Source organism: Streptomyces sp. MS19 (genome assembly GCF_047200595.1).
GTDB lineage: Bacteria > Actinomycetota > Actinomycetes > Streptomycetales > Streptomycetaceae > Streptomyces.
Window position 1 is genome coordinate 80,518 of record NZ_JBJZOH010000022.1, and the last position, 18,196, is coordinate 98,713.

The window sequence follows — 18,196 nt, forward strand, 5'->3', positions numbered from 1 at the left end:
CGCTCCTACCGGGCGGCGTCATCCGGGCGCTCTGCAACTCCGTCACCCGTGACGTCCGCAGCCACCGCCCGGACGGGTGCCCTGGCATTCCTGGCACTGGCCCGGCCGAGGCAGGGCTCCTGGCGGGAGTTCGCCGACTGGACGACGACGAACGGGGCGGCCGGACCCGCCCGTTGTCCCCTTCCGTGCGCGACTCCCTGGCGGACCGGCAAGGCGGTGTCCCGTCCCGCCTGGGTGAGAGGAGGCAAGAGCGGCCCCGCAGCGGCACCCGCCCGCCGTCACGCCGCCCGCCGTCACGCCGTCAGCCGCACCGGTTCCTCCGGCAGCGCGCTCCCCGGCTGCGCGGGCAGGGGCGGCCGGCCCCCGGCGTCCGTACCGCCGTCCCCGCCGCCGGGGCGGCCCTGCCGCCGCGCCAGCGGCACCAGGCAGCCGACCACCGCGCCCGCGCAGCCGCCGACGGCCGCGGAGACCACCGGCCGGGGCGTCACCGGCTCCGCCGGGGCGACGGCCTCCGCGATCTGCCGCACGTCGGTCCCCGTCGCCTCCGCCGCCGCGTCCGCGTAGCGGGCCAGCGCACGCGCCACCGCGTTGGCCGCCCGCGCCGCGTCCCGCGCGTCGGGGGCGCGGCCCGTGATCTCGATGACCGGCGCGTCCGGCGAGGTGACGGCGCTGACCCGCCCCCGCAGCACGACGGTGTCCACCCCGGCGTCGGTGTGGGCGGTGCGCAGCACGGCGTCGCTCGTCGCGATGCGCCCGTAGGACTGGGCGATCCCGACCGCCTCGGCGTGCTCGGTGCCCTCGGCCGCCGCGACCACGGCGAAGCCGCTCGCCGCGTACTCCCGCTCTGTCACCGCCGCGTACGACGCCCCCGCCGCGACCCCGAGCAGCAGGCCGAACGCCGGGGCGGTCCACGGCCTGCCACGGCCGGGCAGGCGCCGCGCCGCCTTCCGCGCCCGCTCCACGGCGCCGAGCCACACGAGACCGGCCCACAGGGGCAGCAGCGGGAGCGCGGACGCCAGTCTCCCCTTCACCGCCTTCACCGCCTTCACCGCCGGCTCACCCCCGCGTAGACGGTCAGCAGCCGGTCGGCGGCGTGGTCGATGTCGTAGCGGTGCACGGCGGCCGGGACCGGCAGCCGGCGTACGCCGAGCCCCAGCTCGGTCCGCAGCGCGCGGGCCAGTTCGGCGGCCCCCGCCCCGACCCGCCGCGCACCCGGCGCCTCCTGCCGCGGCAGTTCGTCCACCGCGGGGCAGCTCACGTGCAGGACCGGCAGCCCCGCCGCGAGCGCTTCGAGCACCGCCAGGCCGAACGTCTCCTCCGTCGAGGGCGACACGAACACGTCGGCCGCCGACAGCAGCCCCGGCACGTCGGGCCACTCGCCGGTCACGACCATCCGGTCCGCCACGCCGAGCCGCCGCGCCAGCGCCAGCAGCGCCTCACGCTCGGGCCCGTCCCCGGCGAGCACCAGCCACGCGTCCGGCGGCAGCGCGGCCAGCGCCCGCACCAGCGTCGCGAAGCCCTTGCCCGGCACGAGCCGCCCCACCCCCGCCACCACGACGGTCCCGGGCGGCACGCCGAGCCGCTCCCGTACGGCGGCGCGCGCGGCCGGGTCGTAGTGGAAGCGCGCGGCCTCGATGCCGTTGGGCACCACGTGGATGCGGCCCGGCGGCACGCCCCACGCGCGCAGCCGCCCGGCGACGGCGGCGGAGACGGCGACGGTCGCGGAGCCGAGGCGTTCGCTGGCCAGGTAGAGCGCGCGCGTGCCCTGGGTGAGCGGGCGGCCCTCGATGCGGCGTTCGCCGAGCGAGTGCTCGGTGGCGACGACGGCGCGCACCCCGGCGAGCCGGGCGGCGAGGCGCCCGTAGACGCAGGCGCGGTAGAGGTGGGTGTGGACGATGTCGTAGCGGCCGTCGCGGATGAGCCGGGTGAGGCGGGGCAGCGCGGACATGTCGCGGTTGCCGCGCATGCCGAGGTGGGTGACGCGGATGCCGTCGGCGCGCAGGTCGCGGGCGACGGGGCCCGGGTTGGTGAGGGTGACGACGTCGCAGGGGAACGGGATGCGGCGCAGCAGGGCGCGCAACTGCCGCTCGGCCCCGCCGACGCCGAGCCCGGTGATGATGTGCAGACCGCGTCTCACCGCGTGCCACCGCCCGCCGGGGTCGGTTCGAGGCGGACGGCCCGGCGGCGGATCGGGTGCAGCCAGTGCTTGATGCGCAGGCGCCGCGCCGAGTCGGACTCGCCGACGTGCACGCGCGGCAGGGCCCAGCGGCCGGTGAGCGCGCCGGGACTGATGGCGCAGGCGTACGCGTACCCGGCGTCCCGTACGGCGTCGGCGACGCGCTGGTCCACGGCGCCGTAGGGGTAGCAGAAGCCGGGCACGTCGGCGCCGGTGATGTCGCGCAGCAGGGCGCGGCTGTGGCGGATCTCGTGCTCCAGCTCGTCGTCGGGGAGGGCGGGCAGGGAGGCGTGGGCGAGGCCGTGGGAGCCGATCTCCATCCCGGCCTCGGCGGCGGCGCGGATGCCGTCGGCGTTGAGGAGGCGTTTGCGGGGGCCTTCGGCGTCCCAGGCGTTGCTGCCGCCGAGCCGTCCGGGGAGGACGAAGACGGTGGCCGTGCAGCCGTGGCCGCGCAGCAGGGGGACGGCGTAGTCGAGGAAGTCGCGGTAGCCGTCGTCGAAGGTGAGGCCGACGAGGCGGTCGGCGCGCCCTGCGGCGCGGGCGCGCAGCAGGTGGCTCATGGAGACGCCGCGCAGTCCGCGCCGCCGTAGCCAGACGAGTTGTTCGCGCAGACGGTCCGGGGTGATGGTGATGCGGTACGGGTCGGACTCGGCGTAGTCGACGGAGTGGTACATCAGCACCCACAGCGGGGTGTGCTGGGCGTCAGCGGGCATGCGCGAACCTTTGCTTGAGTGCGGAGACGAGCAGTGCCGCCTCGGGCACGCGCAGGGCGTGGGCGGCGACGGCGAACACGGCGGGTACGACGAGCAGTCCCGCGGCGGCAGCGGGCAGCGGTGCGGCGGCGGGGCCTGGCAGGGCGGCCAGGGTGAGGCCGGCGCCCGTGGCCAGCGTGGCGGCCAGGGTGAGGCGTAGCAGGGTGCCGAGGACACGGCGGGTGTCGATGGGGATGGCGCGGCGGGCCAGGCCGTGCAGCAGGAGCAGCGCGGTGAGGGTGATGCCCGCGGCGTTGGCTGCGGCGATACCGGGCGCGCCCCAGTGGGGGACGGCCAGCAGTCCGCCCGCCACAGTGACGAGCAGCCCGGGGACCATCGCGGCCAGCGGGAACCAGGCGGGGCGCGCGGTGGAGAAGAACGGGCGTACCAGCGCGCCCGTCAGCGCGTGGCCGAGCAGCCCGAGGCCGTACACGCGCATCACGCGGGCGGTGGCGTCCGTCGCCTCGGCGTCGAAGGCCCCGCGCTGGAAGAGGAGCCCGGTGATCTGCGGGGCGTACGCGACGACGTAGGCCGCGCCGAGCAGCACGACGACCCCCGCGAGGGCGAGGTCGCGCTCGACGCGCCGCCTGGCGTTCTCCGTGTCGCCCTCGGCCAGCGCGCGGGCGACCAGCGGCAGGGTGACGGTGCAGACCATCAGGGACAGCACCATCGGGATCTGGGCGACCTTCTGCGCGTAGTTGAGGTGCGAGATGGCACCGGCGGGCAGCCCGGACGCGAGGAAGCGCTCGGCCAGCACCTGCGCCTGCCGCCCCACGGCGAAGAGCGCCACCGGCGCGATCACGGCGAACGCGACGGGCACGCCGCCCCCCGCGCCCGTGGCGGCCCGCCGGGCGGACGGGCGGGGCAGCAGGCGGAGGAAGAAGGGCAGTTGCAGCAGGACCATCAGCGTCCCCCCGGCGGCCACCCCGGCGGCGGCGGCCCGTACGCCCCACAGGCTGTGGAAGGTGAGCGCGGCCGCGATGATCCCGGCGTTGTAGGCGACGTAGATGGCGGCGGGGGGCAGGAAGCGGCGGTGGGCGCGCAGGGCGGCGCTGAAGTACCCGGCGACGCCGAACGTCAGCACGCTCAGCGCGGTCAGCCGCGTGCAGTCCACGGCCAGCGCGGGGTCGGCCAGCCCCGGCGCCAGCAGCCCTACGAGCAGCGGCGCCCCGGCCAGCAGCGCCGCGCAGGCCCCGGCGAGCACCGCGAGCAGCCGGGGGAGCGTGCCCGCGACCAGCCCGCGTACGGCGCCGCCGCCCCGCGCCAGCGCCAGGCTGAACGCGGGTACCAGCACCAGCGCCATCGCCTCCTCGATCAGCAGCGTCGAGGCGAACTCGGGGACGGTCCAGGCGACGAGGAACGCGTCGGTCGCACCGTCCGCGCCGAAGAGGTGGGCGACGATCTGGTCGCGCAGCAGCCCGCACAGCGCACCGGCCGCCGTCAGCAGCGCGGTGACGGTGGCGGCGCGGGCGACGAACCGTTCCGCCCGCGCCGGGGCGGCCTCCGCCGTCTCCCGCGCGGGCGCGTCCAGCAGCCCGGTCATGCCCGGACGCCCCGCTCCGTCGCTCCCACCGGTCCCGCCGACCAGCGGGCGGCGAGGCCGAACGCGACGGCGGTCAGCACCGTCGTCGGCCCGCCGGTGTCGCCGTACAGGAAGTGCACCAGCTGCCACACCAGAAGCCCCGTGCCGAGCAGCCCGCCCACCGCGATGCCCTGGCGCCACAGCCGCGCCACCCCGGCCGTCAGCAGTGCCGCCCAGGCACCGATCAGGACGGTCGCGCCCAGCAGACCCTGCTCGCTGAGGACCAGCAGGTACATGTTGTGCGGTGAGAGCAGTTCCTGCCGGGCGAACTCCTGCCCGGCGCCCGCCGTGTCACTGCCTCCCGACAGCGCCACCGACGCATGCGTGTCCCGCAGACCGGCGAAACCCTTCGGCCCGACCCCTGTCCACGGCTCGTCCCGCCACATCCCCAGCGCCGCGTCCCACATCGCATACCGGTCGATCACCGACTGGTCGGGCGTGCCCGCCACATCACCGATACTGCTGAGCCGTTCCCCCACCATCCCCGACCCGAGCGCCGCGCCCCCGCCGAGCAGCACCACCGCGCCGAGCCCCGCCAGCAACACCCGCCGCATGCGCCGCCCGCCCAGAAACGCGGCCAGCAGCACCACCGCGAGCACCGCCACGGCCGTCGCGAGCCACGCCCCCCGGCTGAACGACACCGTCAGCGGCGCCGCGAGCACCCCCGCGCACCCGAACGCGACTGCCCGCCACCGGTACGACGCGCCCGGTGCCGGTGCCAGCGCCAGGCACAGGGCGGCGACGAGCCCGTACGCCACGACCGTCGCCATGCTCATCACGTTCTGCGGCCCGAACGTCCCGACCGCCCGCACGTTCTGCCCCATGTACGACGCCCCGGTGCCCGTCGCGTACTGCCACGTCCCCACCGCCCCCTGCACCAGCGCCACCACCACGACCGCCCACGCCACGGCCCGCACATCCCGCGCGTCACGCAGCAGCACCACCACCGCGAGCGGCACCAGCACGAACGTCTGGAGCAGCCGCACGAAGCCGGGCACGCTCCCGCCCGGGTCACCCGACGCGACCGTGACCACCGCGAACGCCACAGCGGGCGCCCCCAGCACCAGCACCGCCACACGCCCGAGCCGCGGGCCCTCCCCCCGCAGCAGCAGCGCCCCGCACGCACCGACCAGCACCACGGACGCGACATCGGCGGCCGCGACCTGCCCGCCGCCGACGTTCCACCGCCCGCCGGGCACCGCGAGCAGCAGGACGGTCGCCAGCAGCGGCGCGAGCCGCCGGTACGCGCCGGAGCGGACGGCGGCGACCGCCGGAGCCGCGCTGCTCAGGAGGACCGCCATCAGCTGCCCCCGGCCCTGAAGCACGCAGCCGTGGTGCGCAGCATGATCCGCACGTCCTGCCACAGCGACCAGGTCTCGATGTACAGGTTGTCGAAGCGCGTGCGGTCCTCGATGGACGACGCCGCGCCCCGCGCCCCGCTGATCTGGGCGAGCCCGGTCATGCCGGCGGGCATCCTGAGCCGCTCGGCGTAGCCGGGGTACGCGCGGCTGAAGCGCTCGGTGAAGTGCGGGCGTTCGGGGCGGGGGCCGACGAGGCTCATGTCGCCGCGCAGGACGTTCCACAGCTGGGGGAGTTCGTCCAGGGAGCTGCGCCGCAGCAGCCGCCCCACCGGCGAGACGCGCGGGTCGTCGGCGATGGACCAGCGGGTGGCGGCCTCCCGTTCGTCGGCGGGCCGCAGGGTGCGGAACTTCAGCATCACGAAGCGCTGCCCGTCCTGGCCCACGCGCTCCTGCCGGAAGAGGACGCCCGGCCCGTCCGCGACGCGCACGGCGAGGGCGCACGCGAGCATCAGCGGGGCCGTCAGCGCCAGCGCGGTGGCGGCGACCGCGATGTCCAGGGCGCGCTTCATGAGGCGCCCCGGCCCGTACTCGCGGGGCGGGTCGACGCGGCGGCAGGGGAAGCCCAGGAGGTTCCCGGCCGCGCCGCGCGCGGTCAGCGGCTCGGCGACCACCTGCCAGACGACGCATCCCCTGGCCCAGAAGAGCCGCAGCAGTTCCGGGCGTGGGGGTTGGATGAACACTGCGTCGCGCACAGTGTTCTGGATCACAGCGCGGACGACATCGCCCGGCGTTCCCAGTACGGGCAGCGGGGCGACGGTGGGCAGTCTGCGCGGTACGGGGCCGACGAGTCCCACGGGCCGCAGCCCGTACTCCGGCTGCCGCACCAGCCCCGCCGCGACGCGCTGCCCCAGCGGCCCGGTCCCCACGACCAGCGTCGAACGCGGCCTGCGCCGCGCGGACCGCCGGTACGCGGCGTGCACCACCCCGCGCCCGGCAGCGGCCGACAGTCCGTGCCCGGCCACCAGCGCGGCCATCGCCGGCAGCGGCAGCGCAGCGCCCGTCACGGCATCGGCGACACACCAGGCGACCGCACCGTGCCCGAACAGCCGGGGACACTCCTCCAGCGCACCGGCCCCCAGCACCGGCCGGTACAGCGCGGCGGCGTTCCACGCGTTCAGCGCCAACAGCAGCGCCGCCCCCAGCAGCAGCACCACAGACGCGCGCACCCCCGGCCCGAGCAGCCCGGCGGGCAGCGCCCAGCCCGCCGTCCCCAGCACGGCGCCCACATCCGCGACGGCCAGTCTGCGGCCCGTGCGGGACGGCCCCCCGCGCCGCGCCGTTCCCGCGCCACCCGCCGCGACGGGCGCGGCGGGCGGTTCGCGCGGCGGCTCGACGACGACGGCGGGGCTGCGCGTCGTCCCTTCGACGGTCATCGCCGCAGGTACTCCTTCGCCTCCGGCGCGCGCGGTGGCACCACGGTGGTCAGCTCGCGGTACAGCCGCACGCACGCGGCGGCGGTGTGCCGTACGTCGTGCGCCGCCCGTACGTGCCCGGCCGCCTCGTCGCCGAGCCGCCGCCGCAGATGCGCGTCGCCCAGCAGCGCGGCCAGCGCGAGCGCCAGGGCGCCGGGCACCTCGGGCCGCACCAGGCAGCGCTCCCGGTGCCCGGCCGGGAGGCACTCGCCGGCGCCGCCCACGTCGGTCAGCACCACGGGCCGCCCCACCGCCATCGCCTCCAGCGGCGCCAGCGCCATGCCCTCCCAGCGCGACGGCTGGACGACCACGTCGGCCGCCGCGTACCAGGGGAGCACGTCGTCCGAGTGGCCCGCGAGCAGGACGCCAGGTCCGGCGGCGCGGCGCAGCGCGTCCCGTTCAGGACCGTCGCCGACCAGCGCGAGGCGCGCGCCCGGCACACGCGCGGCGACCTCGGGCCACGCCCGCAGCAGCAGGTCCTGCCCCTTCTGCCGGGTCAGTCGCCCGACGCAGACGACGAGCGGCGCGCGCTGCGGCAGCGCGTGGACCGCCGAGAGCGCCGCCCGCGCCTGCCGCCGCGCGACACCGCCCGCGCGCGGGAAACGGTCGGTCTCCACCCCGTTCGGCACCACGGTGTACCGCCCCCGCACACCCGCCCGCTGCCCCTCCTCGCGCTCCGCCTCGCTGACGCACAGCAGGCTCGCGGTCCAGCGCGCCGCGTACCGCTCCCAGCGCCGCGCCCACGCCGCCGTGGGCCCGCCGACGGCCTGGAACGACCAGGCGTGCGGCTGGTGGACGGTCGGGACGCGGCCGCGCAGCGCCAGCCGCCCGGCGAGCCCGGCCTTGGCGCTGTGCAGGTGGACGACGTCGGGGCGCAGCTTCCGCAGCGCGCGGGCGGCGCAGTGGACCTCCCACGGGAGGTCGGGCCCCGGGGCGCGGCCCGCGAGCCACAGCCGCGTCTCGGCCCCGGCCGCCTCGGCGGCGCGCATGAGCCGCCCGTCGGACGGGCACAGGACGACGGCCCGCAGCCCCGCCTCGGTCTGCGCCCGTACGAGGTCGGTGACGACCCGGGCGACGCCGCCCTCGACGGGCTGGACGAGGTGGGCGACGGTCAGTGCGCGCGGGCCGCCGCGCGCGGCGTCGGTGGGGGACACGCGGCTCTCCGGGGTCAGGAGCGGACGGCGGCCTGGAGGAAGACGGCGCCGAGGTGGTATCTGTCCCGCCCGCCGCCGAGGCCGACGCCGAGGCCGTCCGCGCCGTCGGTCAGGGCGTGCGAGATGTCGAGGACGTCGGCGTCGTAGCCGAGGGTGTGGGCATACGCGGGGGTCCTGGCCGTCCGCGGGTCGCCGAGGTCGCTGACGGTGCCGTTCAGGACGTCCCCCGCGGGGTTGGCCGCGTCGGCGAGCGGGGTGGCGGGGCCGCCGGGGACGCGGACCGTGACCTGGTCGCCGTCCACGCCGCGGTCCCCGCCTCCGGCGACCAGGCCGAGGCGTCCGTCCGCGCCGGCGGGGATGTCGAGGCCGTCGGCGGCGAGGCTCAGCTCGCGGCCCTGGCCGACCGTCTCCAGGCCGTCCCACAGGACCAGCTCGCGCAGCGGCTCGTCGGGGTTCTCGTAGGCGACGACCAGCGTCCAGCCGCCCCAGCCGCCCTCGGGCGAGTGGCCGCCCGCGGTGTTGATCTGGCCGACGGTCCACGCGCCTGGCTGCGCGGAGCGGACGAGCGCGGTCACGTCGGCCGAGGCGGAGAAGACGGAGTCCTCGCCCGAGTCGTGCTGGCCGACCGGGGAGTCGGCGAGGACTTCCTTGTAGCGGCCGCCGGGCTCGGCGAGGAGGATTCTGCCGTTGTCGGCGGAGGGCTTCAGTTCGCCGACGCGGATATTCGCGCTCCAGTAGAGCCGCGCGTAGCTGACGCGCGATCCGGGCGGGAGCCGGAGTTCCGCGCTGCTGGAGTTGTACGTGTTGGCGTCGTCGTCCGTGTCGATGTACGCCATGGCGTACTGGCCGGAACGCGCGGTCCCACCCGCCTGCGCGTCCGCGCAGTCGGGGGCCCCGTCGTCGGCGGCCGTACCGCAGGTGATCACCGCGTTGGCGGCTCGCGCGAAGCCGCCGTGCTGCACGGCGCGGAAGCGTTCGGCGAACGGTGCGGGCGGCCCGTCACCTGGCGCGGCGACCGCCGTGGGCACCGCCGCGCACAGCAGCGCGAAAACCGAGAGGAGGTACAACGCGATCCGCTTCATGGCACAACTCCAGATCTCTCTCCGGCAGGCGTGGAAAACCATGACAGAGAACAAAAGCGAAATCACGTAAAACGCGCGGCGGCGAACACACAAGGTCATTCTGAGATTTTCATATGAACGGGCTTTATGTTTATCGAGCCCCGCGGCTCTCCCGCACCCGCCCGACGGCCCGGCACCCCCGCCCGACCCGGAGCGCACCCCCGCCCCCGAGGTGAGACGCCTCACACCTCACCGGCCGGCGTGCCCGCGCGCGACCCGCCCGCCCGAACTCGCCCACGCAAAAGGGTCCTCACCCCGTCTCCGGAGCAAGGACCCTGATCACTGGTGCGCGAGGGGGGAGTTGAACCCCCACGCCCTTTCGGGCACTGGAACCTGAATCCAGCGCGTCTGCCTATTCCGCCACCCGCGCATGTGCACCACCGGCGCCTCGTCCTCCGGTCCAAGTGACCGGCGAGCCGCCGACATCCAGAAGGCTAACACGCATCCGCAGGCCGCCTCACCCTCGTATCCGCCGCCCCGGCCCCAGGAGCCGCCTCCGCTCCGCCCCCTCCGCATTCCCTCCCCGCATGCGCGACACTGTTGCTTGCTCCCCCCTTACGATCCGGGGGTGGGGCGGTGCGTGCAGGGGAACCAGCTGATCGTCCCGCGCGTGGATACGATCGGTAAGCACTACCGCTTCAGGCGCGCGCCCGGGACATCGGAGGAGGAGGTGCACACATGGGAGTACTGAAGCGCTTCGAGCAGCGTCTTGAAGGCCTCGTCAACGGCACCTTCGCGAAGGTCTTCAAGTCCGAGGTGCAGCCGGTGGAGATCGCCGGCGCCCTGCAACGCGAGTGCGACAACAACGCGACCATCTGGAACCGCGAACGGACCGTGGTCCCCAACGACTTCATCGTCGAGCTGAGCGGCGGCGACTACCAGCGCCTCGCGCCCTTCGCCGGCCGCCTCGGCGAGGAACTCGCGGGCATGGTCCGCGACTACGCCGCCCAGCAGCGGTACACGTTCATGGGCGACATCAGGGTGCACCTGGAGAAGGCCGAGTCCCTCGACACCGGCCTCTACCGCATCCGCAGCCGCACGCTGGCCGCCTCCTCCGGCCCCGGCTACGACAGCGGCGCCGCCCCCCGCCCACCGGCGTACACACCGCCCCCCGAGCCCGCCGGCTACCCGCCGCGCCCCCCGTCCGCGCCCCCCGCCTCCCCGCCGTACGGGCAGCCGCCCGCCCGGGGACGCGTCCGCCGCTGGATCGAGATCAACGGGACACGCCACCAGTTCGCGCGCCCGACCCTCGTCATCGGCCGCAGCACCGAGGCGGACGTGCGCATCGACGACCCCGGCGTCTCACGCCGCCACTGCGAGATCCAGGCCACCGACCCGCCCTCCGTACGGGACCTCGGGTCCACGAACGGGATCGTGGTGGACGGCCAGCACACCAAACGCGCTACGCTCCGCGACGGCTCGCGCATCGTCGTGGGCAGCACCACAGTCATCTACCGGCAAGCCGAAGGGTAAGCGGGGGGCAATGTCAGAGCTGACCCTGACGGTCATGAGGCTGGGCTTCCTGGCCGTCCTGTGGCTGTTCGTGATCGTCGCCGTGCAGGTCATCCGCAGCGACCTGTTCGGCACCCGGGTCACCCAGCGGCCCGTCGCCCGCCGCGCGGAGCCGCAGCAGGCGGCGCCGCAGCGCAGGGGGGACCGCGGCCGGCCCCCGGCCCAGGACCGCGGCCGGGGCAAGTCCCGCCGCGGCGCCCCCACGAAACTCGTGATCACCGAAGGTTCCCTGGCCGGAACCACTGTCGCACTCCAGGGGCAGACGATTACGCTCGGCCGGGCACACGACTCGACCATCGTGCTGGACGACGACTACGCCTCCGGGCGTCACGCGAGGATCTACCCCGACCGTGACGGCCAGTGGATCGTCGAGGACCTCGGCTCGACCAACGGCACCTACCTGGACCGCGGGCGGCTGACCACCCCGGTCCCCATCCCGCCCGGCGCGCCGATCCGCATCGGCAAGACGGTCATCGAGCTGCGGAAGTAGGTCCGACCCATGACGACCGGAGGGTGGGAGAGGCGCGCATGAGCCTGTCACTGAGATTCGCGGCCGGCTCCCACACCGGGATGATCCGCGAGCACAACGAGGACTCGGGGTACGCGGGCCCGCGCCTGCTCGCCATCGCGGACGGCATGGGGGGCCAGGCGGCCGGCGAGGTCGCCAGCAGCGAGGTCATCTCCACCCTCGTGCAGCTCGACGACGACATCCCGGGCTCGGACATCCTCACCTCGCTCGACGCCTCCGTGCAGCGCGCCAACAACCAGCTGCGCTCGATGGTCGCCGACGACCCCCGCCTCGACGGCATGGGCACCACGCTGACCGCCCTCCTGTGGACCGGCCAGCGCCTCGGCCTCGTGCACGTCGGCGACTCCCGCGCGTACCTCCTGCGCGGCGGCGAGCTGACGCAGATCACACAGGACCACACCTGGGTGCAGCGCCTCGTCGACGAGGGCCGCATCACCGAGGAGGAGGCGACGACGCACCCGCAGCGCTCGCTGCTGATGCGGGCGCTGGGCAGCGCCGACCACATCGAGGCCGACCTGTCGATCCGCGAGGTGCGCGCCGGGGACCGCTACCTGCTCTGCTCCGACGGCCTGTCCGGCGTCGTGAGCGCGGAGACCATGCGGGACACCCTCGACGCGTTCCACACCCCCGAGGACACCGTCCGCGAGCTGATCGAGCTGGCGCTGCGCGGCGGCGGCCCGGACAACGTCACGTGCATCGTCGCGGACGTCCTCGACACCGACACCCAGGTCGGCGACACCCTGGCCCGCCAGCTGCACGACGCCCCGCAGATCGTCGGCGCCGTCGCCGAGGCGCAGCAGGCCCAGCGCGCGCAGGCGACGCAGCAGACCCCCGCGTCCCGGGCCGCCGAACTGGCGCGCCCGCCCCAGGCACCGCCCGCACCGGGGCAGGGCCCGGCGACCGGTGTCTTCGGCGCGTTCACCGACGACGAGTACGTCTCCCAGCGCCCCGGGGGCCGCCGCGCCCTCAAGCGGACCGCGCTCATCGTGCTGATCCTCGCGGTCGTCGCGGGCGGCGCGTACGCCGGCTACCGCTGGACGCAGACGCAGTACTACGTCGGCACGAACGGCGACCACGTCGCGCTCTACCAGGGCCTGAGCCAGGGCATCGGCCCCCTCAGCCTCAACAGCGTGAAGCAGGACCACCCGGAGATCGAGCTGGAGTTCCTGCCGCCCTACCAGCGCAGCCAGCTGGAGGGCAGCATCTCGGCGAACGGCCTCGGCGACGCCGAGGACACCATCGCCGAGCTGGCCGAGCAGGCCGAGGCCTGCCGGCTGCTCGCCGACCAGCGTGCGGCGGAGTCGGCCCCCGAGGACGACACCACCGACCACGCCCCGGCATCGCCGTCCCTCAGCAAGCGACAGCAGGAGCTGGCACGCCAGTGCACCTCGGCATAGCGCCCCGCCCCCGAGCCGACCCAGAGACCAGGCCATGAGCAGCACCAGCAACACCACAGTCTCCACCGGCGGCCTCCCGAGCCGCCGGAACACCGAGCTGGCGATGCTCGTGTTCGCCGTGCTCGTCCCCGTGCTGGCGTACGCGAACGTCGGCCTGGCCAAGGACGGCAGCCTCCCGGCGGGCATGGCGGGCTACGGCCTCGGCCTGGGCCTGCTGGCGGGCGTGACGCACCTGGTGGTGCGCCGCTGGGCGCCGTACGCGGACCCGCTGATGCTGCCGATCGCGGTGCTGCTCAACGGGCTGGGGCTCGTCCTGATCTGGCGCCTGGACCAGGAGCCGTCGATCACGACGCCCGCGCTCGGCGGGGCGATGGCGCCGAACCAGCTGATGTGGTCGGCGGTGGGCGTCGCCCTGTTCCTCGTGGTGCTCCTGGTGCTGAAGGACCACCGCATCCTCCAGCGCTACACCTACATCTCCATGGTCGTCGCGCTGGTCCTGCTGATCTTGCCTCTGGTCCCGGGGCTCGGCCGGAACGTGAACGGCGCGCGCATCTGGGTCTCGCTGCCAGGGGTCGGCTCGCTCCAGCCCGCCGAGTTCGCGAAGATCGTGATCGCCGTCTTCTTCGCGGGCTACCTGATGGTGAAGCGGGACGCGCTGGCCCTCGCCAGCCGCCGCGTGCTCGGGCTCTACCTGCCGCGCGGCCGCGACCTCGGTCCGATCCTGGTGATCTGGGGCATCAGCCTGATGATCCTGATCTTCGAGACCGACCTGGGCACCTCGCTGCTGTTCTTCGGCGTCTTCGTGATCATGCTGTACGTGGCGACGGAGCGGACGAGCTGGATCGTCTTCGGTCTGCTGCTGTCAGCGGGCGGCGCCGTCTTCGTGGCGAGCTTCAACGCGCACGTCGGCGAGCGGGTGGACCTGTGGCTGGACCCGCTGGGTTACGAGGAGGGCCGCGTCACCGAGACAGCGCAGGCCATGTTCTCCTTCGGCTCGGGCGGCCTGCTCGGCTCCGGCCTCGGCCAGGGCTACAGCCGGCTGATCTCGGGCATCGCGCCCAAGAGCGACTACATCCTCGCCACCGTCGGCGAGGAGCTGGGCCTGGCCGGTCTGATGGCGGTCATCCTGCTCTACGCGCTGCTGATCGAACGGGGCTTCCGCACGGCGCTCGCCGCCCGCGACCCGTTCGGCAAGCTGCTGGCCGTCGGCCTCACGGGCGTCTTCGCGCTCCAGACCTTCGTGGTGGCGGGCGGCGTGCTCGGCGTGATCCCGCTGACCGGTATGACCATGCCGTTCCTGGCGCAGGGCGGTTCGTCCGTCATCGCGAACTGGGCGCTTATCGCCCTCCTACTGCGCATCAGCGACACTGCCCGCAGGCCCGCGCCGGCCCCGGCACCCTCCCTCGACGCGGAAGAGACTCAGGTGGTCCGAGCATGAACAAACCGATGCGCCGGGTCGCGATCTTCTCCGGCCTCCTGATCCTCGCGCTGCTCGCGCGCGCGAACTGGGTGCAGTTCGTCCAGGCCGACGAGTTGTCCAGCCACAAGGACAACCGCCGTGTGCTCATCGAGCGTTTCGCCCAGCCGCGCGGCGACATCATCGTGGACGGCGAGCCGATCACCGGCTCGGCCGAGACGGACAGTGACGACTTCCGCTACCAGCGGACGTACACCGACGGGCCCATGTGGGCGCCCGTCACCGGTGCCGCTCGCCTCTTCGAGGAGAACAGCACGATGCTGGAGGGCGTCGAGGACGACTTCCTGACGGGCGACGACGACCGCCTGTTCTTCAACAACACCATCGACATGCTCACCGGTGAGGACGAACGCGGCGGCAACGTCGTGACGACCCTCAACACCGCCGCCCAGCGTGCCGCCTACGAAGGGCTCGGTGACGCGCGGGGGGCCGTGGCGGCCATCGACCCGCGCACCGGAGCCATCCTCGCCCTCGTCTCGACCCCGTCCTACGACCCGTCCGACGTGGTGGGGAACTCGCTGGACGCCCAGGACAGGTACAACGCCCTGGACCAGGCCGAGGACCGGCCGATGATCAACCGGGCGCTGCGCGAGACCTACCCGCCCGGCTCCACGTTCAAGATCGTCACGGCCGCCGCGGCGCTGGAGAACGGCATCGTGGACGACGTGGACACGGAGACCGACACCCCGGACCCGTACGAACTGCCCGACACCGACGGCTCGATGGTGCAGAACCAGACGAACGAGCGGTGCGAGGACGCCACCGTCCGCATCGCCCTGGTCGACTCGTGCAACTCGGTCTTCGCCAAGCTCAGCGACGAGGTCGGCAACGAGGGCATGATGGAGGCCGCCGAGTCCTTCGGCTACAACCGGGGCGAGGATCTCCAGATCCCCATCCGCGTCGCGGAGAGCGTCTACCCCGAGGACAACCGCCCGCAGAACGCGCAGGCCGGTTTCGGCCAGGCCTCTAACCAGGCCACCCCGCTCCAGATGGCCATGGTCGCCGCCTCGGTGGCGAACAACGGCTCGCTCATGGAGCCGTACATGGTGGACCAGCTCGTCGCCCCGAACCTCAACGTCGTGGAGCAGCACGAGCCACGCGAGATGAGCCGCCCCATGTCGGCGGAGACGGCGCAGCAGCTCCAGTCGGCGATGGAAAGCGTCGTGGAGGACGGCCCGTCCGGGCCCGCCGCGGCGATCGACGGCGTCCGGGTCGGCGGCAAGACGGGCACGGCGCAGCGCGGCGAGAACAACTCGGAGAACCCGTTCGCCTGGTTCATCTCCTACGCGATGGTGGACGACGAGTCGCCCGTGGCGGTCGCCGTCGTCGTGGAGGACGCGGGCGTCGGCCGCGACCAGATCTCCGGCAGCGGCCTCGCGGCACCGATCGCGCACGACGTGATGCAGGCCGTGCTGGAAAGCAGCTGATCCGGCGGCGGACGCCGGACGAACCCCGGGAACCGGCAACCGCGGCCGGCTCCCGGGCGTCATAGACGGGAACCGGTCGCCACGGCCGGTCGTCACGGCCGGTCGCGGCGGACGGCGATACCGGTTGCGTATCGGCCACCCGCCGCCGTCCGGCGGGCCGCCCCGCGGCGGGTACCGTGAACCAGGGCTTGGTCCCCTCGCCCCACGGGCCGGCCAGTGGGTGCGGCCCGGGACCGAACGGAGAGGGCTGGAAACATGGAAGAGCCGCGTCGCCTCGGCGGGCGGTACGAGCTGGGCCAGGTGCTCGGCCGCGGGGGCATGGCCGAGGTCTACCTGGCGCACGACACGCGCCTCGGCCGTACCGTGGCCGTCAAGACGCTCCGCGTCGACCTGGCCCGTGACCCCACGTTCCAGGCCCGCTTCCGCCGCGAGGCGCAGTCGGCGGCCTCCCTGAACCACCCGGCGATCGTCGCGGTGTACGACACGGGCGAGGACTACGTCGAGGGGATCTCGATCCCCTACATCGTCATGGAGTACGTGGACGGCTCGACACTGCGCGAACTGCTCCACTCGGGCCGCAAGCTCCTGCCGGAACGCACGATGGAGATGTGCATCGGCATCCTCCAGGCGCTGGAGTACTCGCACCGCAACGGCATCGTCCACCGCGACATCAAGCCCGCGAACGTCATGCTCACCCGCACCGGCCAGGTGAAGGTGATGGACTTCGGCATCGCCCGCGCCATGGGCGACGCCGGGATGACCATGACGCAGACGGCCGCGGTCATCGGCACCGCGCAGTACCTCTCGCCCGAGCAGGCCAAGGGCGAGACGGTGGACGCGCGCTCCGACCTGTACTCCACGGGCTGCCTGCTGTACGAGCTGCTGACGGTCAGGCCGCCGTTCATCGGTGACTCGCCGGTGGCCGTGGCGTACCAGCACGTGCGCGAGGAGCCGCAGCCGCCGAGCGCGTTCGACCCGGAGATCACGCCGGACACGGACGCGATCGTGCTGAAGGCACTCGTGAAGGACCCGGACTACCGCTACCAGTCCGCCGACGAGATGCGCGCCGACATCGAGGCGTACCTCGACGGCCGCCCGGTCGGCGCGGCGGCGGGCTACGGGGCCGTGCCGTACGGCTACGACGACCGGCCCACCACCGCCCTGCGCCCGACCGACCCCGCCACGTCGATGATGCCGGCCGCCGGTGACAACGGCGGGTACGGCGACTACGACGACTACGGCGGGCGCGCCGCCGACCGCCGCCAGCGCCGCCGCAACACGTCCACGGTCCTGCTGGTCGTCGCGGGCATCCTCGTGCTCGTCGGCGCGGTCTTCATCGGCCGTGTCCTCTTCGCGGGGGACGGCCCGGAACGCGTCATGGTCCCCGACGTCCGCGGCCAGTCCGAGTCGGACGCCAGAGCGGCGCTGACGGACGCGGGCTTCGAGCCGGGGGAGACGACGGAGGACGTCTGCGAGGAGGAGGGCGTCGAGGAGGGCACCGTCTGCGACACGGACCCCCCGATAGGCCAGCGGGCCGACGAGGGGACGACCGTCGGCCTGATCCTCTCCTCGGGCCCGGCCGAGATCGAGGTCCCCGACGTGACGGGCGGCACGATCGAGGAGGCCGAGGAGCAGCTCGACGAGCTGGGCCTCGACATCGACCGCGAGGAGGACGACAGCAGCGACGAGGAGCCCGGCACCGTCCTGGAGCAGGACCCGGAGGGCGGCACGATGATCGCCCCCGGCGAGACGGTGACGCTCACGGTCGCGGTCGAGCCGGACTCGATCGACGTGCCCGACGTCATGGGGCTCCAGTACGACGCGGCGGTCACCCGACTCGACCAGGACGATCTGCGGGCGGCCAGGCGCGACCAGGAGACGGGCGACTACCCCGAGGGCCAGGTCATCGGTGTCGATCCCGGCGTGGGCGACCCGATCCAGCCGGGCGGCCAGGTCACGCTGACCGTTGCCGTGCCCCCGGCGGAGCCGGAGCAGGTCCCGGTACCGAACGTGAACAACCAGCCGTTGATCCTCGCCCGGCAGACGCTGACGAACGCCGGCTTCCAGGTGTCGGTGCAGGGCGCCGACGAGAACAGCCCGACGGCGATCGTCACCGGTCAGAACCCGCCCGCCGACCAGCCGGTCGCGGCGGGCAGCGTCATCACCCTCACCGCGCAGGAGCCCGGCGGCGGCACCGGCACCCCGGGTGACCCGGGTGGCGGGCAGAACGGCGGCGGCGGTGGCGACGACGGGGGCGGCGGCCTCTTCAACGGCGGCATCGGGGGCGACTGACCCG

14 protein-coding genes and 1 tRNA gene are annotated in these 18,196 nt (G+C 74.4%); 6 read left to right on the forward strand and 9 right to left on the reverse strand.

What is annotated here, in order from left to right; translation table 11 throughout:
* Nucleotides 1-293 precede the first annotated feature (293 nt).
* From ACL02R_RS20455 to ACL02R_RS20495, 9 genes are all read right to left on the reverse strand, one after another.
* Complete coding sequence (locus ACL02R_RS20455) at nt 294-1,031, reverse strand: lipopolysaccharide biosynthesis protein (RefSeq protein ID WP_412798403.1); 738 nt, start codon at nt 1,029-1,031, stop codon at nt 294-296.
* Between the two features lie 14 nt (nt 1,032-1,045).
* Nucleotides 1,046-2,137, reverse strand: coding sequence for a glycosyltransferase (locus ACL02R_RS20460; protein WP_412798404.1), 1,092 nt, complete (start codon nt 2,135-2,137; stop codon nt 1,046-1,048).
* A complete protein-coding gene (locus ACL02R_RS20465; RefSeq protein ID WP_412798405.1) occupies nt 2,134-2,889 on the reverse strand; it encodes a polysaccharide deacetylase family protein in 756 nt (251 codons plus the stop codon). Before ACL02R_RS20465 ends, ACL02R_RS20460 begins: the two co-directional genes overlap by 4 nt.
* Complete coding sequence (locus ACL02R_RS20470) at nt 2,879-4,471, reverse strand: lipid II flippase MurJ (protein ID WP_412798406.1); 1,593 nt, start codon at nt 4,469-4,471, stop codon at nt 2,879-2,881. The genes ACL02R_RS20465 and ACL02R_RS20470 overlap by 11 nt, the downstream gene beginning before the upstream one ends.
* Nucleotides 4,468-5,811 carry an O-antigen ligase family protein gene (locus tag ACL02R_RS20475; protein ID WP_412798421.1) on the reverse strand — a complete coding sequence of 448 codons (1,344 nt, stop codon included), beginning with the start codon at nt 5,809-5,811 and terminating at the stop codon, nt 4,468-4,470. Before ACL02R_RS20475 ends, ACL02R_RS20470 begins: the two co-directional genes overlap by 4 nt.
* Nucleotides 5,811-7,244 carry a sugar transferase gene (locus tag ACL02R_RS20480; protein WP_412798407.1) on the reverse strand — a complete coding sequence of 478 codons (1,434 nt, stop codon included), beginning with the start codon at nt 7,242-7,244 and terminating at the stop codon, nt 5,811-5,813. Before ACL02R_RS20480 ends, ACL02R_RS20475 begins: the two co-directional genes overlap by 1 nt.
* Nucleotides 7,241-8,437 (reverse strand): glycosyltransferase, encoded by a 1,197-nt coding sequence (locus ACL02R_RS20485; protein ID WP_412798408.1) that lies wholly within the window; start codon nt 8,435-8,437, stop codon nt 7,241-7,243. Before ACL02R_RS20485 ends, ACL02R_RS20480 begins: the two co-directional genes overlap by 4 nt.
* A 14-nt stretch (nt 8,438-8,451) precedes the next feature.
* Nucleotides 8,452-9,519: a DUF3344 domain-containing protein gene (locus ACL02R_RS20490; RefSeq protein ID WP_412798409.1), complete on the reverse strand. Its 1,068-nt coding sequence runs from the start codon at nt 9,517-9,519 to the stop codon at nt 8,452-8,454.
* Between the two features lie 322 nt (nt 9,520-9,841).
* Nucleotides 9,842-9,928, reverse strand: a tRNA-Leu gene (locus ACL02R_RS20495).
* Between the two features lie 308 nt (nt 9,929-10,236).
* Here ACL02R_RS20495 and ACL02R_RS20500 point away from each other — a divergent pair.
* The 6 genes from ACL02R_RS20500 to pknB all read left to right on the forward strand — a co-directional run bounded on the left by ACL02R_RS20500 (nt 10,237) and on the right by pknB (nt 18,192).
* The gene (locus ACL02R_RS20500; protein ID WP_412798410.1) at nt 10,237-11,031 is read left to right on the forward strand and encodes an FhaA domain-containing protein; all 795 of its coding nucleotides are present in this window, start codon (nt 10,237-10,239) and stop codon (nt 11,029-11,031) included.
* 10 nt (nt 11,032-11,041) lie between these two features.
* A complete protein-coding gene (locus ACL02R_RS20505; RefSeq protein ID WP_412798411.1) occupies nt 11,042-11,560 on the forward strand; it encodes an FHA domain-containing protein in 519 nt (172 codons plus the stop codon).
* Between the two features lie 38 nt (nt 11,561-11,598).
* The gene (locus ACL02R_RS20510) at nt 11,599-12,996 is read left to right on the forward strand and encodes a PP2C family protein-serine/threonine phosphatase (protein ID WP_412798412.1); all 1,398 of its coding nucleotides are present in this window, start codon (nt 11,599-11,601) and stop codon (nt 12,994-12,996) included.
* Between the two features lie 34 nt (nt 12,997-13,030).
* Nucleotides 13,031-14,434, forward strand: a complete 1,404-nt coding sequence (locus ACL02R_RS20515; protein ID WP_412798413.1) for an FtsW/RodA/SpoVE family cell cycle protein — start codon at nt 13,031-13,033, stop codon at nt 14,432-14,434.
* Nucleotides 14,431-15,900: a peptidoglycan D,D-transpeptidase FtsI family protein gene (locus tag ACL02R_RS20520; protein ID WP_412798414.1), complete on the forward strand. Its 1,470-nt coding sequence runs from the start codon at nt 14,431-14,433 to the stop codon at nt 15,898-15,900. Before ACL02R_RS20515 ends, ACL02R_RS20520 begins: the two co-directional genes overlap by 4 nt.
* A gap of 255 nt (nt 15,901-16,155) precedes the next feature.
* The gene (gene pknB, locus ACL02R_RS20525; protein WP_412798415.1) at nt 16,156-18,192 is read left to right on the forward strand and encodes a Stk1 family PASTA domain-containing Ser/Thr kinase; all 2,037 of its coding nucleotides are present in this window, start codon (nt 16,156-16,158) and stop codon (nt 18,190-18,192) included.
* Nucleotides 18,193-18,196 lie beyond the last annotated feature (4 nt).

Excerpts from the sequence above, each read along its gene's own strand:
- ACL02R_RS20465 (WP_412798405.1), bottom strand. The coding sequence starts at position 2,889 with ATGCCCGCTGACGCCCAGCACACCCCGCTGTGGGTGCTGATGTACCAC.
- ACL02R_RS20470 (WP_412798406.1), bottom strand. The coding sequence starts at position 4,471 with ATGACCGGGCTGCTGGACGCGCCCGCGCGGGAGACGGCGGAGGCCGCC.
- ACL02R_RS20475 (WP_412798421.1), bottom strand. The coding sequence starts at position 5,811 with ATGGCGGTCCTCCTGAGCAGCGCGGCTCCGGCGGTCGCCGCCGTCCGC.
- ACL02R_RS20480 (WP_412798407.1), bottom strand. The coding sequence starts at position 7,244 with ATGACCGTCGAAGGGACGACGCGCAGCCCCGCCGTCGTCGTCGAGCCG.
- ACL02R_RS20490 (WP_412798409.1), bottom strand. The coding sequence starts at position 9,519 with ATGAAGCGGATCGCGTTGTACCTCCTCTCGGTTTTCGCGCTGCTGTGC.
- ACL02R_RS20500 (WP_412798410.1), top strand. The coding sequence starts at position 10,237 with ATGGGAGTACTGAAGCGCTTCGAGCAGCGTCTTGAAGGCCTCGTCAAC.
- ACL02R_RS20505 (WP_412798411.1), top strand. The coding sequence starts at position 11,042 with ATGTCAGAGCTGACCCTGACGGTCATGAGGCTGGGCTTCCTGGCCGTC.
- ACL02R_RS20510 (WP_412798412.1), top strand. The coding sequence starts at position 11,599 with ATGAGCCTGTCACTGAGATTCGCGGCCGGCTCCCACACCGGGATGATC.
- ACL02R_RS20515 (WP_412798413.1), top strand. The coding sequence starts at position 13,031 with ATGAGCAGCACCAGCAACACCACAGTCTCCACCGGCGGCCTCCCGAGC.
- ACL02R_RS20520 (WP_412798414.1), top strand. The coding sequence starts at position 14,431 with ATGAACAAACCGATGCGCCGGGTCGCGATCTTCTCCGGCCTCCTGATC.
- pknB (WP_412798415.1), top strand. The coding sequence starts at position 16,156 with ATGGAAGAGCCGCGTCGCCTCGGCGGGCGGTACGAGCTGGGCCAGGTG.